Below are 14,947 nucleotides of genomic sequence, written 5' to 3' on the forward strand. Positions count from 1 at the left end.
GCATCGCTGCGGCGCCGTCTTATCCAATGCAAAGTGCGTGCCACCTTTGGCGGAATTTCGCCCGCGCTGCAAGCCTTTGAATTTGCTTGGAAAACCGCGGAGACCGATGCCGCTCGGGCCCGCAGGCTTGGCGGATTCCCGCACGAGGCCGGGTTATACTGTGCGAAATTCCGCACAACTTCGCACTGCGCCGCCATGCCCCTCTCGCCCACGCCGCCCTCGGCGCCGCCCCGTCTGCGACGCTGGACCGGCTTGGCCACGCTGGTGCTGGCCGGGCTGGCGCTGGCCCTGGTCACGCTGCTGGCCGCCACCCGCTGGGCCGGGCAACGCGCGCTGGCCGAGGTGGCCGCGCGCGCGGATGCCGCGATCGAGCTCAACAGCGTGGCGCTGCGCAGCAGCCTCGACAAATTCCGCGCCGTGCCGCTGGTGCTTGCGCAGGATCCGGAGGTGCAGCTCGCGCTGCGCGAGCGCCACCCGCCGCAGATCGAACGGCTCGACGACAAGCTCGAGGCCCTCGCGCGCGGCGTCGGCGCCTCGGCCATTTACCTGCTCGACACCCAGGGCCTGGCCATCGCCGCCAGCAACTGGCGCGAGCCCGCCACCTTCGTCGGTGTCGACTACCAGTTCCGGCCGTACTTCCGCCAGGCCGTCGCCCAGGGGCAGGCCGAGTATTTCGCGCTGGGCACCATCAGCCACGAGCCCGGGCTCTACCTCTCGCGCCGCATCGACCAGGAGGCGGGCCGGCTGGCCGGCGTGATCGTGCTGAAGATGGAATTCGCCTCGCTGCAGGCCGACTGGAGCCGGCTCGGCGATCCGCTCTTCGTCACCGACGAACAGGGCGTGGTGCTGATCGGCAACGTGCCGCAATGGCAATTCCGCACGCTCGCCCCGCTGCCGGCCGAACACGCCGAACGCCTGCGCGAGAGCCTGCAGTTCGGCGCCGCGCCGCTCGCGCCACTGCCGCTCGACGACGCCGGGCCGGCCGCGGTGGCGCCGGGCACGAGCGGCACCGGCAACACCCTGGCGCGCCTGCGCGAGCCCGCCGGCGCCCTGTCCGCGGGCGCCAACGTGCTGCACACCACTCTGCCGGTGGCGGGCGCCCATGGCTGGACGCTGCACAATCTCGCGCCCACGCAGCCCGCGATCGCGCGCGCCACCGCCAATGCCCAGCTCACCGTGCTGCTGGCGCTGGGCGGCATCGCCGCGCTCGGCGCGTTCCTGGTCTACCGGCGCAGCCAGACCCAGCGGCGCGCCCAGGAACAGGCGCGCGTCAAACAGGAGCTCGAAAGCCAGGTGCAGACGCGCACGCGGCAATTGCGCGACGCCAATGCCGAACTGGTGGCGCAGATCGACGAGCGGCAGCGCACCGAGACGCGCCTGCACGCGATGCAGGACGAGCTGGTGCAGGCCAACAAACTGGCGCTGCTGGGCCAGGTGGCCGCCGGCGTCGCGCACGAACTCAACCAGCCCCTCGCCGCGATCCGCGCCTACGCCGACAACGCCGCCGAGTTCCTGCGGCGCGCGCAATCGGCCCCGGCCGAGCAGAATCTGCAGAACATCGCCCGGCTCACCGAACGCATCGGCAACGTCACCGGCGAGCTGCGTGCGTTCTCGCGCAAGGCCGCCGCCAGCGTCGGGCCGCTGCCGCTGGCCGACGCGCTCGACGGCGCGCTCATGCTGGTGGGCCCGCGCGTCACGCGCCAGCAGGTCACCCTGGCGTACGCCCCGCCCGCGCCCGCGCTGCGCATCCTGGCCGACCGCATGCGGCTCGAACAGGTGCTGGTGAATCTGCTGCAGAACGCGCTCGATGCGCTCGAGCAGCATCCGCCGCAAGCCGCCCCGCCCTGCATCCGCATCGAGATCGCAGACTTGCCCCATCACGTCGAGCTGCGCCTGTCCGACAACGGCCCGGGCGTGCGGCCCGACGTGCTGGCGCGCCTTTTCACGCCGTTCCAGACCACCAAGCCCGAAGGCCTCGGCCTGGGGCTGGTGATCTCGCGCGACATCCTCACCGAGTTCGGCGGCACGCTGCACGCCACCAACCCGGACGGCGGCGGCGCCACGTTCACGCTGACCCTGCGCCGCGCCCCCGCCGACACCCGCACCGCTACGCCATGACCGATACCCATCCTCCCGCCGCCGTCATCCTCGTCGACGACGACATCGATCTGCTGCACGCCACCACCCAGACCCTGCAGCTGCAGGGCATGGGCGTGCAGGCCCACACGCGTGCGGCCGAGGCGCTCGCCACCATCAACGCCGACTTCGACGGCGTGGTGGTGAGCGACGTGCGCATGCCCGGCATGGACGGGCTCGAGCTGTTTGCGCGGGTGCGCGAGATCGACCCGGACCTGCCGGTGATCCTCATCACCGGCCACGGCGACATCCCGATGGCGGTCAAGGCCATGCGCGATGGCGCCTACGATTTCCTCACCAAGCCCTACCCGGCCGAGCAACTGGTGGCGGCGCTGCGCCGCGCGGCCGAGAAGCGCCAGCTGGTGCTGGCCAATCGCCGGCTGCGCGACGCGGCCGCGCGCCGCGATCCCGACGACCTGCCGTTCATCGGCGCCACGCCGGCCATGCAGCGCATCAAGGACACGCTGCGCCACATCGCCGACGCGAGCGTGGACGTGCTGATCGAGGGCGAGACCGGCACCGGCAAGGAGGTGGTGGCCACGATGCTGCATCGCCTGAGCCGGCGCGCCGGCCATCCGCTGGTCGCGATCAACTGCGGCGCGCTGCCCGAGACCGTGATCGAAAGCGAGCTGTTCGGCCACGAGGCCGGCGCCTTCACCGGCGCGCAACGCCGCCGCATCGGCCGCATCGAGCACTCCAGCGGCGGCACGCTGTTTCTCGACGAGATCGAGAGCATGCCGCTCGCGGTGCAGGTGAAGCTGCTGCGCGTGCTCGAGACGCGCCAGGTGACGCCGCTGGGCACCAACGAAGTGCGGCGCGCCGACCTGCGCGTGGTGGCGGCCACCAAGGTCGATCTCGGCGACCCCGCGATGCGCGCGCGCTTCCGCGAAGACCTGTACTACCGGCTCAACGTGGTCACGATCCACCTGCCGCCGCTGCGCGAGCGGCGTGACGACATCCCGCTGCTGTTCGCGCACTACGTGGGCCAGGCCGCGCAGCGCTTCGCGCGCGAGGTGCCGGCCATGACCGACGCGGTGCGGCGCCACCTGCGCGACCACGACTGGCCCGGCAACATCCGCGAACTCGCGCACTTCGCCGAGCGCTTCGTGCTGGGCGTGCTCAACCCGCCCGCCCCCGCCGCCGCCACGGCGCCGTCCGGCCCGCCGCTGACCCTGCCGCAGCGCATGGAGCAATACGAGGCCACGCTGATCCGCCAGGCGCTCGCCGCGCACGGCGGCGACGTGCGCGCCACGCTCGAAGACCTGGGCCTGCCGCGCAAGACCTTCTACGACAAGCTGCAGCGCCACGGCATCGACCGGCTGGCCTTCGTCAACGGCGAGACGCCCTAGCCTGAGGGCCTCGCCGGGCGCTCAGGCGGGCAGGCGCGCGCGCCGCGAACCGGCCACGTCCACCAGCAGGGCCAGCGCCATCGCGCCCGCGCCCAGCCAGTAGAGCAGCTGGTGGCTGCCGCCGCTCAGGTTGAACAGGGCCGAGTAGCCATAGCCGGCCGCCGCCTGGAACGCCGCGAACACCGTGGTGGCCCGCGTCCACACCAGCCCCTGTGCGCCGGCATTGTCGGGCACGGCACGCGCCACGCGAGCCAGCGCCAGCGGCACCACGCCGGGCGGAAAGGTGCCCAGGATGAAGCTCAGCACGCCGATCAGCAGCAGGTTGTCGGTCAGCACCAGCACGGCGGTCACGATGGCCTGCACCGCCAGCACGCCGCGCAGCGTCGCGGCCGAACCGTAGCGGTCGGCCAGCGCGCCGTACAGCACGGGCCCCACGATCGCGCCCATGCCGTAGATCACCCAGAACGACGCGCCGGTGTGGGCCCCCGCGCCCAGGCCGCGCGCCACATAGTCGACCAGGAACGACATGACCGGCACGAAGCCCAGGGCCAACAGGCCGTACACGGCATAGAACACGATGACGGGCCGCACCGACGCCGTCGGCACCGTGGCCGCGCCGGTCTTGCCGGCCGGCAGCCGCTCCGCGCTCGGCGGCCAGCAGAACCAGCCGCTCACCGTCAGCAACAGCGACAGCACGCCCAGGCCGATCCAGGTCACGCTCAGGCCCTGGTCCAGCAACAGCGGCACCAGCGTGCCGGAAGCGGCGATGCCGATGCCGGCGCCCAGGAAAATGGCGCCGCCGGCCAGCCCGCGGCGGGCGGGCGGCACGTGCGGCAGGATGGACGCGGCGACCAGCACCATGATCACGCCGCCAGCGATGCCCGACAGCAGCCGCCACGCGAAGAACCAGGCCACCGACAGGGGCAGCGCGCAGGCAAAGAACGCCAGGGTGACCAGCACCATCATCATGCGCAGCACGGCCACGTTGTCGAAGCGCCGCGCCAGCGGCCGTCCCGCGAGCGCCCCCACGAGATAGCCGGCCAGGTTGGCCGCGCCCAGGTACACCGTGTCGGCGGGCGAGAACCAGTGCGCCTGCAACAGCGCGGGAAGCAAGGGCGTATAGACGAAGCGCGCCAGGCCGATGCTGGCCAGGCTGGCGCCCGCGCCGGCGTACATGTAACGCCACAACTGGCGCGCGTCGGCCCGTTGTGGCGGCGCGGAGGAATCGATGGTGGTTTCGCTGGACATGGCTGGCCTCGGATGGCGATTCGCGATGTGCGACGAGGCCGTTGCCATGCGATCCCGGGCCGCCTCATCTTTGACACATCAGTCAAGTTTGACATACTAGTCAAGATTGACAGCAATGACAAGAATGGCGTAAAAATATCGGTACGGCATTCAGAAAATATTCAGTGAGACAGAGATGGCAGGCGTACGGCAGTTCGACGAAGACGCGGTCCTCGACAAGGCCCTGGTGGTGTTCTGGCAGCGCGGCTACGCCGACGCGACCATGCAGGAGCTGGCGGCCGCCACCGGCGTGCAGCGCGGCTCGCTCTACAACGCCTATGGCGACAAGGAAACGCTGTTCCTGCGCGTGTTCGACCGCTATCGCAACCGGTTTCTCGGCGAGGCGCGCCGCGCGCTTGCGCATCCCGACCTGCGCAACGCCCTGACCGGCTTCTTCGATTACCTCATCGCCTCGATGACGCTCGGCACCCCGCGCCGGGGCTGCCTCAGCACCAAGACGGCGCTGGGCGGCGGCAACTGCATCGATCCCGCGATCCGCAAGACGCTGGCCGGCCTGATCGACGAGCAGGAGCAGATGTTCCGCGACCGCATCGCCGCGGCCGACCCCGCCGAGCTCGGCCACGTGCCGCCCGCCCAGGCCGCGCAGGTGCTGATCACGTTCATGCGCGGGCTGGTGGTGATCGAACGCATCTACCAGGACACCGACCGCCTGCGCGAATCCGTGCAGAGCCTGCTCGACGCGCTGCTGGCGCCCCGCGCCGCCGCCGCGCGCGCGGCCGCCTGAGGCGCGCGCCGCCGCCCTCGCCGCCGCCCTCCCCGGGCCGGCCGTAGCGACACCGCGCATGACGCGGCGACGGTCGCCGGGCCGCCGCCCGGCAGCCTCACCACTGCCCGAAGAACACCCCCGCCCGCTTGTGCGCGTTGGTGCCGCGCTCGACCATCTCCTCGGTCACGGTCGTGCGCACCTTGCGGCGCAGTTGCCAGTCGAGCAGTTCGGCGCGCAGCGCGGCGCGCACCGTTTCATACGCGGGGTCCCGGCCGAGATCGTGAAACTGGTCGGGATCGGCCGCCAGGTCATAGAGTTGCTCGGGCGCGCCCAGCCAGTGCATATAGCGCCAGCGGCTGTCGCGCACCGACCAGGCCCGCGCCTCCTGCGTACCCTTGCCGAGCAGCTGGCGCGCGAGCCGGTAGCTGTAATCCAGTTCGCTGTACACACAGTCGCGCCAGGCCGGCGCCGCGCCGGCCGCGTGCAGCAAGGGCTGCAAGGCGCGCCCCTCGATGCGGTGCCCCGCCACGGGCAGGCCCAGCGCGGTCATCACGGTGGGCAGGATGTCCACGCTCTCCACCATCTGGTCCAGCGTCTGCCCGCGCGTGGCGTCGGCGGCCCCGCCCGGATCCATCACGATCAGCGGCACCTGCTGCACGCAGTCGTAGAACAGCTCCTTCTCGCCCAGCCAGTGATCGCCGAGGAACTCGCCATGATCCGCGGTGAACACGATCAGGGTGTTGTCCATCAGGCCCGCGCCTTCCATGTAATCGAACAGCCGCCCGAGGTGATCGTCGAGCTGGTGGATCAGCCCTTGATACGCGGGCCGCACGATGCGCGCGGCATCGTCGCGCGACATGCTCAGGCTCTCTTCGTGTTGGCGATAGGCCGCCACCACCGGATGCGCGTCATGCCGCTCCGCGTCGGTGCGCTTGACCGGCAGGCATTGCGCCGGCGTGTACATCGCGTGATACGGCGCGGGCGCGATATACGGCCAGTGCGGTTTCACGTAGCTCAGGTGCAGCACCCAGGGCTGGCTGCCGGTGCGGCCCATGAAGGCCAGCGCCTGGTCGGTCATGTAGGCGGTCTCGGAATGCGGCTCCGCGACGCGTGACGGCAGATGCGCGTGGCGCATGTTCCAACCGCTCACCACCTCGCCGCTCGCATCGATCGCGGAGATCACATAGTCGCTCCAGGGATCGGGGCTGTCGTAGCCATGCCGGCGCAGATAGGCCGGATAGCCGCTCTCCGCGCCCGGCTCGTGATGGCCGTCGTAGCGGTCGAGTTCCACGAAATGGCCGCGCGCCAGCAGCTGGCCGAGCTCGGTGCCGCCGTCGATCGCCAGCCGCTCCATGCCCGCGCGGTCCGGCAGCACATGGGTCTTGCCGGCCAGGGCCAGCATGCGGCCTTCGTCCGCCAGATACTCGCCCAGCGTCACCTCGCCCACCGACAGGGGCACGCGATTCCAGGTCGCGCCGTGACTGCCGGGATAGCGCCCGGTGTAGTAGCTCATGCGCGAGGGGCCGCACACGCCGGAGTTCACGAAGGCGCGCGAGAAGCGCACGCCGCGCGCCGCCAACGCGTCGAGGTTGGCCGTGCGCAGATAGGGATGCCCATGGCTGCCCAGGTGATCGGCGCGCAGCTGATCGGCCATGATGAAAAGCACGTTCTGCACGGTTTTCATCGCGGCCTCACTGCTCGGCCTTGAAGCCGGACGCGCGCACCACCGGCTCCCATTGCCTGCGATACGCGGCCAGCGCCTGCGCGGTCGCGTCCGCATCGAGCGCGAGCGGCTCGAGATTGATGGCGCGCACCTGCGCCTGCATGTCGGGCGCGGCCATGACGGCGGCGATCTCCTTGCCCAGCCAGGCCGCGCGTTCGGGCGGCATGCTGGCCGGTGCAAAAAAGGCATTCCAGCCGTCGGCCACCAGATCGACCCCGACCTCGCGGAAGGTCGGCACGTCGGGCAGGCTGGCCGAGCGCTGCGCACCCGACACCGCCAGCACCCGCACCTTGCCGGCCTGATGCTGCGGCAGCACCGTATCCAGCGTGTCGATCGCCTGCCCCAGCACGCCGCCGATCAGGTCGGTGAGCAAGGGGCCCGACCCGCGATAGCCGACTGCCTGCGGCTCCAGCGCCAGGGCCTGGCCCAGCATCAGGGCGAAGAAATGCGGCAGGCTGCCGGTCGCCGGCACCCCGACGTTGAACTGCGCGGGATGGGCCTTGAGCCAACTGCGCAGCCCGGCGAAGTCCTTGACCTCGGCGCTGGCCGGCACCGCCAGCGCGAATTCGTAGCGGCACACCATGGCCACCGGCCGGAAATCGTCCGCCGCATACTCGAGCTTGCCGTACACCAACGGCGCGACCACCATCACGGCGGGATTGGCCAGCATCAACACGTTGCGCTCGCCCGCGCCTTTCATCCACTGCGCCGCCAGCCGTCCGCCCGCGCCGCTCTTGTTCTCGACCACGACCGGCACGCCCAGACGCTGCTGCAGCCGCTCGGCCACCAGCCGTGCGATCCGGTCGGACGCACCGCCCGGCGCATAACCCACCAGCACCGTCAACGGCCCGTCGAGCTTCGCGCCCGCGCTCGCCACGGCCTGCGCCAGCGCAGGTCCCACCGGCAGCGCCAGACAGGCCGCCAGCAGCCAGCGTCGCAGCGCCGACCGCCATCCCCGGCTTCCCGCCCGCTCACCTCGTTGTCCGGTCCGCTGCTCGGCCCGCCCCGCATCCCATTGCATCATCGCTGTCTCCTCGCCGGCGCCTGCCGCCTGACACGCGCGACCCACTCTAGCAACGGCCGGATCGATTGATCTAATCCAGCAAGCATGCAAAGGCCGCATGGCGATATGCGAAATGCGTCGTGGCGCGCGCACGGCGCCGGCCTCATGATCGGGCGCATCGCGAGCGGGCCGCGCGAGCGGCGCACCCGAGCGAACAACGCGTCGGCCGGCCCTCGGCGCACGAACGCTATGCTCGCAACACCCCATTCCGGCGAGCGGCCCCGACGCGCTATAAGCGTAGGCATAACGAGCCCGCGCCAGCCCGGCCGGCAGCGGGCCCCCAGAGAGAGACAGGTCATCATGCCCACGCCATCCCGCCACGCAACCACGGCGCCTTTTCCCTCCGCCCTCGCCTCGACCGACCCGGCATCGCTCGGGGCCGCCGCGCACGCGCCGCAGCTCGACGACATGCTGATGTATCGGCTGTATCGGGCGTGGTCCAGCGCCAGCCCGGTGTTCGTGCGTTTATGCGAGGGCCGGTTCGGCATCACCCGGCGCGAATGGCGCCTGCTGGCCACCGCCGTGGAAAACGGCCCCACCACCTCCGCCGGGCTCGCCGGCGCGGCGGACCTGGACCTTGTGCGCACCTCCCGCACCCTCGGCACGCTCTGCGAGAAGGGCTGGCTGCAACGCCAGGCCGACCCGCACGACGCGCGCACGGTACGCGTCCAGGCCACCCCGGCGGGCCGGGCCCTCTACCAACAGGTGATGCCCGAGATCGCCCAGCTCAACACCCTGTTCATGGCCGACCTGGACGAAGACGAACGCGGGCTGTTGCTGCGCCTGCTGCGCACGCTCGAGTCGCGCGGCGCCCGCATGGCGGCCGACAATATCGTTGAAGACAAGGCCTGCCGCCACGCCGGCGGTACCCGCCGCACGGCCCGCACGGCCGCCGTCACCTGCTGATCGCGGCAGCTCGTCCACCGCTGCCGCCGCCCACGACCGCCACGCAAGCGCGGCCGCCCAAAACAAGACACCCCGCAGGCGCAGCCTGCGGGGTGTCTTTTCGTGGGTCTTTTGTGCAGTGTTCTTTTCGGGGTGTTCTTTGATCGGGTGTGGGCCGACGTGAGCTGATGCGCGCATCAGCGCCTGGCAGCACGCCGCTTTGCGCGCCCCAAAAACAAAACCCCACTGGAGGATATCCAGTGGGGTTTTGAGGAATAAAAGCCTGACGATGACCTACTTTCACAGGCGAATGCCAACTATCATCGGCGCGAAGGCGTTTCACGGTCCTGTTCGGGATGGGAAGGAGTGGGGCCACCTTGCTATGGTCGTCAGGCGTAACCGGGTAAGCGGTTGACGCGGAGTCAAACACTTGAATTTGGAAGAAGCAGCACGCGCTCGTGTCACCGCGGGCTTGTGGCCAGGCGGGTCATCGAGAGCACGTAAAGTGTGTATGGGTTGCGTTGATGTATGTTTGAACGGCACTGGCAGAAATGTCGCCAGCGTCACATGCGAGGGGCAAGGGTTAGTTGCGCTCTACATGGTTAATTAAGACTTGAGAGTTATAGGATCAAGCCTCACGAGCAATTAGTATCGGTTAGCTTAACGCATTACTGCGCTTCCACACCCGACCTATCAACGTCCTGGTCTTGAACGACTCTTCAGGGGGGTCAAGCCCCCAGGGATACCTAATCTTCAGACGAGTTTCCCGCTTAGATGCCTTCAGCGGTTATCTCTTCCGTACTTAGCTACCCGGCAATGCCATTGGCATGACAACCGGTACACCAGAGGTACGTCCACTCCGGTCCTCTCGTACTAGGAGCAGGCTCCGTCAAGTATCCAACGCCCACGGCAGATAGGGACCAAACTGTCTCACGACGTTTTAAACCCAGCTCACGTACCTCTTTAAATGGCGAACAGCCATACCCTTGGGACCGGCTACAGCCCCAGGATGAGATGAGCCGACATCGAGGTGCCAAACACCGCCGTCGATATGAACTCTTGGGCGGTATCAGCCTGTTATCCCCAGAGTACCTTTTATCCGTTGAGCGATGGCCCTTCCATTCAGAACCACCGGATCACTATGTCCTGCTTTCGCACCTGTTCGACTTGTCAGTCTCACAGTCAAGCACGCTTATGCCATTGCACTATCAGCACGATTTCCGACCGTACCTAGCGTACCTTCGAACTCCTCCGTTACGCTTTGGGAGGAGACCGCCCCAGTCAAACTGCCCACCATGCACTGTCCCCGATCCGGATAACGGACCAAGGTTAGAACCGCAAACAAACCAGGGTGGTATTTCAAGGTTGGCTCCACGAGATCTAGCGACCTCGCTTCAAAGCCTCCCACCTATCCTACACAGACCGGTTCACAGTCCAATGCAAAGCTACAGTAAAGGTTCATGGGGTCTTTCCGTCTAGCCGCGGGTAGATTGCATCATCACAAACACTTCAACTTCGCTGAGTCTCGGGAGGAGACAGTGTGGCCATCGTTACGCCATTCGTGCAGGTCGGAACTTACCCGACAAGGAATTTCGCTACCTTAGGACCGTTATAGTTACGGCCGCCGTTTACCGGGGCTTCGATCAAGAGCTTGCACCCCATCACTTAACCTTCCGGCACCGGGCAGGCGTCACACCCTATACGTCGACTTTCGTCTTTGCAGAGTGCTGTGTTTTTAATAAACAGTCGCAGCCACCGATTCTCTGCGACCCCATCATGCTCAGCGCGCAGGCGCCTCACACTACCGGGGCATACCTTCTCCCGAAGTTACGGTATTAATTTGCCGAGTTCCTTCTCCCGAGTTCTCTCAAGCGCCTTGGAATATTCATCCCGTCCACCTGTGTCGGTTTGCGGTACGGTCTCGTACAGCTGAAGCTTAGAGGCTTTTCTTGGAACCACTTCCAATCACTTCGCGAGACATGCTCGCTCGAGCCACACCCTTGATTTACGCGCCCGGATTTGCCTAAGCGCCATCTTCAATGCAGCAACAGGGACATCCAACACCCTGATGATCTTCCGCGATCCGTCCCCCCATCGCACTGTACGACGGTGCTGGAATATTAACCAGCTTCCCATCAGCTACGCATCTCTGCCTCGCCTTAGGGGCCGACTCACCCTGCGCCGATGAACGTTGCGCAGGAAACCTTGGACTTACGGCGAGGGGGCTTTTCACCCCCTTTATCGCTACTCATGTCAGCATTCGCACTTCTGATACCTCCAGCAGCCTTCACAAGCCACCTTCGCAGGCTTACAGAACGCTCTCCTACCGCGTATATCAAAGATATACACCCGCAGCTTCGGTTTATCGCTTAGCCCCGTTACATCTTCCGCGCAGGACGACTCGATCAGTGAGCTATTACGCTTTCTTTAAAGGGTGGCTGCTTCTAAGCCAACCTCCTGACTGTCTATGCCTTCCCACTTCGTTTCCCACTTAGCGATAATTTGGGACCTTAGCTGGCGGTCTGGGTTGTTTCCCTCTTGAGTCCGGACGTTAGCACCCGGTGCTCTGTCTCCCAAGCTGTACTTGCAGGTATTCGGAGTTTGCCATGGTTTGGTAAGTCGCCATGACCCCCTAGCCATAACAGTGCTCTACCCCCTGCAGTAATACTTGAGGCACTACCTAAATAGTTTTCGGAGAGAACCAGCTATTTCCAGATTTGTTTAGCCTTTCACCCCTATCCACAGCTCATCCCCTAGTTTTTCAACACTAGTGGGTTCGGTCCTCCAGCACGTGTTACCGTGCCTTCAACCTGGCCATGGGTAGATCATCTGGTTTCGGGTCTACACCCAGCGACTGAACGCCCTATTCGGACTCGCTTTCGCTACGCCTTCCCTATCCGGTTAAGCTTGCCACTGAATGTAAGTCGCTGACCCATTATACAAAAGGTACGCCGTCACCCCACAAGGAGGCTCCGACTGTTTGTATGCACACGGTTTCAGGATCTATTTCACTCCCCTTCCGGGGTTCTTTTCGCCTTTCCCTCACGGTACTGGTTCACTATCGGTCGATCACGAGTATTTAGCCTTGGAGGATGGTCCCCCCATCTTCAAACAGGATTTCACGTGTCCCGCCCTACTTTTCTCATGCTTAGTTCCACCATCGACATTTCGTCTACAGGGCTATCACCTGCTACGGCCAGACTTTCCAGACTGTTCAACTATGTTGATGGCTAAAACATGAAGGCTCTTCCGATTTCGCTCGCCACTACTTTCGGAATCTCGGTTGATTTCTTTTCCTCGAGCTACTGAGATGTTTCAGTTCACCCGGTTCGCTTCCACTGACCTATGTATTCAGTCAGGGATACCGCTTGCGCGGTGGGTTTCCCCATTCGGACATCTACGGATCAAAGCTTGTTTGCCAGCTCCCCGTAGCTTTTCGCAGGCTACCACGTCCTTCATCGCCTGTGATCGCCAAGGCATCCACCATGTGCACTTAGTCGCTTGATCCTATAACACTAAAGTCTTATAGGACGCTTGTTGACATTTCGCGTTTGTGCCGTTCATCAAAGCTATTTTTCGATCGCCACTTGCGTGACCATCGAAACTTGAGACTTTGGAACAAAATCATGCAATCACAACCCGTATTCATCTTCGTCAACTTGCGTTGATTACTTGATGAACACTTTACGTTGTGCTTCTTCCAAATTGTTAAAGAACAAATATAGCTGTCAGGCCTAAACCCAACGATTAATACTGACTCGCAGCACTAATCGTTGAACTCTTGCGTGCTTAGTATCTACCAGGCAGTGCGCGAAGCACTGGTGGAGGTGAACGGGATCGAACCGATGACATCCTGCTTGCAAAGCAGGCGCTCTCCCAGCTGAGCTACACCCCCATACCCCGATCGCTCGGAATAACTTTGGTGGGTCTGGTTGGATTCGAACCAACGACCCCCGCCTTATCAAGACGGTGCTCTAACCGACTGAGCTACAGACCCCAGACTCTTACTCTCGGATCTGTACGATCCAGCAGCTATATTTCAAACAACCGATAAGCGTGGACACTTGACATCGAGCGCTAAGCTCTTAAAGGAGGTGATCCAGCCGCACCTTCCGATACGGCTACCTTGTTACGACTTCACCCCAGTCATGAATCCTACCGTGGTAATCGCCCTCCTTGCGGTTAGGCTAACTACTTCTGGTAAAACCCACTCCCATGGTGTGACGGGCGGTGTGTACAAGACCCGGGAACGTATTCACCGCGACATGCTGATCCGCGATTACTAGCGATTCCGACTTCACGCAGTCGAGTTGCAGACTGCGATCCGGACTACGATCGGGTTTCTGGGATTGGCTCCCCCTCGCGGGTTGGCGACCCTCTGTCCCGACCATTGTATGACGTGTGAAGCCCTACCCATAAGGGCCATGAGGACTTGACGTCATCCCCACCTTCCTCCGGTTTGTCACCGGCAGTCTCATTAGAGTGCCCTTTCGTAGCAACTAATGACAAGGGTTGCGCTCGTTGCGGGACTTAACCCAACATCTCACGACACGAGCTGACGACAGCCATGCAGCACCTGTGTTCCGGTTCTCTTGCGAGCACTCCCAAATCTCTTCGGGATTCCAGACATGTCAAGGGTAGGTAAGGTTTTTCGCGTTGCATCGAATTAATCCACATCATCCACCGCTTGTGCGGGTCCCCGTCAATTCCTTTGAGTTTTAATCTTGCGACCGTACTCCCCAGGCGGTCAACTTCACGCGTTAGCTGCGCTACCAAGACCCGAAGGTCCCAACAGCTAGTTGACATCGTTTAGGGCGTGGACTACCAGGGTATCTAATCCTGTTTGCTCCCCACGCTTTCGTGCATGAGCGTCAGTGTTATCCCAGGAGGCTGCCTTCGCCATCGGTGTTCCTCCGCATATCTACGCATTTCACTGCTACACGCGGAATTCCACCTCCCTCTGACACACTCTAGCTCGGTAGTTAAAAATGCAGTTCCAAAGTTAAGCTCTGGGATTTCACATCTTTCTTTCCGAACCGCCTGCGCACGCTTTACGCCCAGTAATTCCGATTAACGCTTGCACCCTACGTATTACCGCGGCTGCTGGCACGTAGTTAGCCGGTGCTTATTCTGCAGGTACCGTCAGTTGCACGGGGTATTATCCCGTGCCGTTTCTTTCCTGCCAAAAGTGCTTTACAACCCGAAGGCCTTCATCGCACACGCGGGATGGCTGGATCAGGGTTGCCCCCATTGTCCAAAATTCCCCACTGCTGCCTCCCGTAGGAGTCTGGGCCGTGTCTCAGTCCCAGTGTGGCTGGTCGTCCTCTCAAACCAGCTACGGATCGTCGCCTTGGTGAGCCATTACCCCACCAACTAGCTAATCCGATATCGGCCGCTCTAATAGTGCGAGGCCCGAAGGTCCCCCGCTTTCCCCCGAAGGGCGTATGCGGTATTAGCTACGCTTTCGCGTAGTTATCCCCCGCTACTAGGCACGTTCCGATACATTACTCACCCGTTCGCCACTCGCCACCAGACCGAAGTCCGTGCTGCCGTTCGACTTGCATGTGTAAAGCATCCCGCCAGCGTTCAATCTGAGCCAGGATCAAACTCTTCAGTTTAATCTCTGTTTTTCGCCGCCATCCGTAGACAGCGACTTCGCTTGCTTCTCAAAGGAAGTGAGGTATTACTACCTTACTTCTATTGTGTCGGCACTTTGATACTTTTGCTTTTGCCACCGAGCCGAAACCCGGTGGCAGCGCACTCGCATCAAGTGCCCA

7 protein-coding genes, 2 tRNA genes and 3 rRNA genes are annotated in these 14,947 nt (G+C 64.4%); 4 read left to right on the plus strand and 8 right to left on the minus strand.

What is annotated here, in order from left to right:
• The first annotated feature begins 195 nt into the window (after positions 1-195).
• A complete protein-coding gene (locus CEG14_RS18565; protein WP_094827888.1) occupies positions 196-2,118 on the plus strand; it encodes a sensor histidine kinase in 1,923 nt (640 codons plus the stop codon).
• Positions 2,115-3,485, plus strand: coding sequence for a sigma-54-dependent transcriptional regulator (locus CEG14_RS18570; RefSeq protein WP_094827889.1), 1,371 nt, complete (start codon positions 2,115-2,117; stop codon positions 3,483-3,485). Before CEG14_RS18565 ends, CEG14_RS18570 begins: the two co-directional genes overlap by 4 nt.
• Positions 3,486-3,506: 21 nt before the next feature.
• Here the strand turns inward: CEG14_RS18570 and CEG14_RS18575 are convergent, their stop codons facing one another.
• Complete coding sequence (locus tag CEG14_RS18575; protein ID WP_094827890.1) at positions 3,507-4,733, minus strand: YbfB/YjiJ family MFS transporter; 1,227 nt, start codon at positions 4,731-4,733, stop codon at positions 3,507-3,509.
• Positions 4,734-4,908: 175 nt separating this feature from the next.
• Between CEG14_RS18575 and CEG14_RS18580 the strand changes: the two genes are divergently transcribed.
• Positions 4,909-5,517 (plus strand): TetR/AcrR family transcriptional regulator, encoded by a 609-nt coding sequence (locus CEG14_RS18580; RefSeq protein WP_094827891.1) that lies wholly within the window; start codon positions 4,909-4,911, stop codon positions 5,515-5,517.
• 97 nt (positions 5,518-5,614) lie between these two features.
• Here the strand turns inward: CEG14_RS18580 and CEG14_RS18585 are convergent, their stop codons facing one another.
• Positions 5,615-7,183, minus strand: coding sequence for a sulfatase-like hydrolase/transferase (locus CEG14_RS18585; protein WP_094827892.1), 1,569 nt, complete (start codon positions 7,181-7,183; stop codon positions 5,615-5,617).
• 7 nt (positions 7,184-7,190) lie between these two features.
• On the minus strand, positions 7,191-8,162 hold the full coding sequence (locus tag CEG14_RS18590) for a tripartite tricarboxylate transporter substrate-binding protein (protein ID WP_094828275.1): 972 nt from the start codon (positions 8,160-8,162) through the stop codon (positions 7,191-7,193).
• Between the two features lie 531 nt (positions 8,163-8,693).
• Here CEG14_RS18590 and CEG14_RS18595 point away from each other — a divergent pair.
• The gene (locus CEG14_RS18595) at positions 8,694-9,191 is read left to right on the plus strand and encodes a MarR family winged helix-turn-helix transcriptional regulator (RefSeq protein ID WP_256985868.1); all 498 of its coding nucleotides are present in this window, start codon (positions 8,694-8,696) and stop codon (positions 9,189-9,191) included.
• Positions 9,192-9,451: 260 nt separating this feature from the next.
• On the opposite strand, the gene rrf is transcribed toward CEG14_RS18595, so the two are convergent.
• The 5 genes from rrf to CEG14_RS18620 all read right to left on the minus strand — a co-directional run bounded on the left by rrf (position 9,452) and on the right by CEG14_RS18620 (position 14,788).
• Positions 9,452-9,564: ribosomal RNA gene (rrf, locus tag CEG14_RS18600) — 5S ribosomal RNA — on the minus strand.
• Between the two features lie 230 nt (positions 9,565-9,794).
• Positions 9,795-12,677, minus strand: a 23S ribosomal RNA gene (locus CEG14_RS18605).
• 312 nt (positions 12,678-12,989) lie between these two features.
• Positions 12,990-13,065 (minus strand) — tRNA-Ala (locus CEG14_RS18610).
• A gap of 25 nt (positions 13,066-13,090) precedes the next feature.
• Positions 13,091-13,167: transfer RNA gene (locus CEG14_RS18615), tRNA-Ile, on the minus strand.
• Between the two features lie 90 nt (positions 13,168-13,257).
• Positions 13,258-14,788 (minus strand): 16S ribosomal RNA (locus tag CEG14_RS18620).
• Together the 16S, 23S and 5S rRNA genes with 2 tRNA genes alongside form the textbook arrangement of a ribosomal RNA operon.
• Positions 14,789-14,947 lie beyond the last annotated feature (159 nt).

Origin of the sequence: Bordetella genomosp. 1 (genome assembly GCF_002261335.1) — a bacterium.
In the GTDB taxonomy this organism is placed as follows: domain Bacteria; phylum Pseudomonadota; class Gammaproteobacteria; order Burkholderiales; family Burkholderiaceae_B; genus Bordetella.

What these genes read in the sequence shown, in the direction of transcription:
- CEG14_RS18565 (WP_094827888.1), top strand. Translation starts at nt 196, where the DNA reads ATGCCCCTCTCGCCCACGCCGCCCTCGGCGCCGCCCCGTCTGCGACGC.
- CEG14_RS18570 (WP_094827889.1), top strand. Translation starts at nt 2,115, where the DNA reads ATGACCGATACCCATCCTCCCGCCGCCGTCATCCTCGTCGACGACGAC.
- CEG14_RS18575 (WP_094827890.1), bottom strand. Translation starts at nt 4,733, where the DNA reads ATGTCCAGCGAAACCACCATCGATTCCTCCGCGCCGCCACAACGGGCC.
- CEG14_RS18580 (WP_094827891.1), top strand. Translation starts at nt 4,909, where the DNA reads ATGGCAGGCGTACGGCAGTTCGACGAAGACGCGGTCCTCGACAAGGCC.
- CEG14_RS18585 (WP_094827892.1), bottom strand. Translation starts at nt 7,183, where the DNA reads ATGAAAACCGTGCAGAACGTGCTTTTCATCATGGCCGATCAGCTGCGC.
- CEG14_RS18595 (WP_256985868.1), top strand. Translation starts at nt 8,694, where the DNA reads ATGCTGATGTATCGGCTGTATCGGGCGTGGTCCAGCGCCAGCCCGGTG.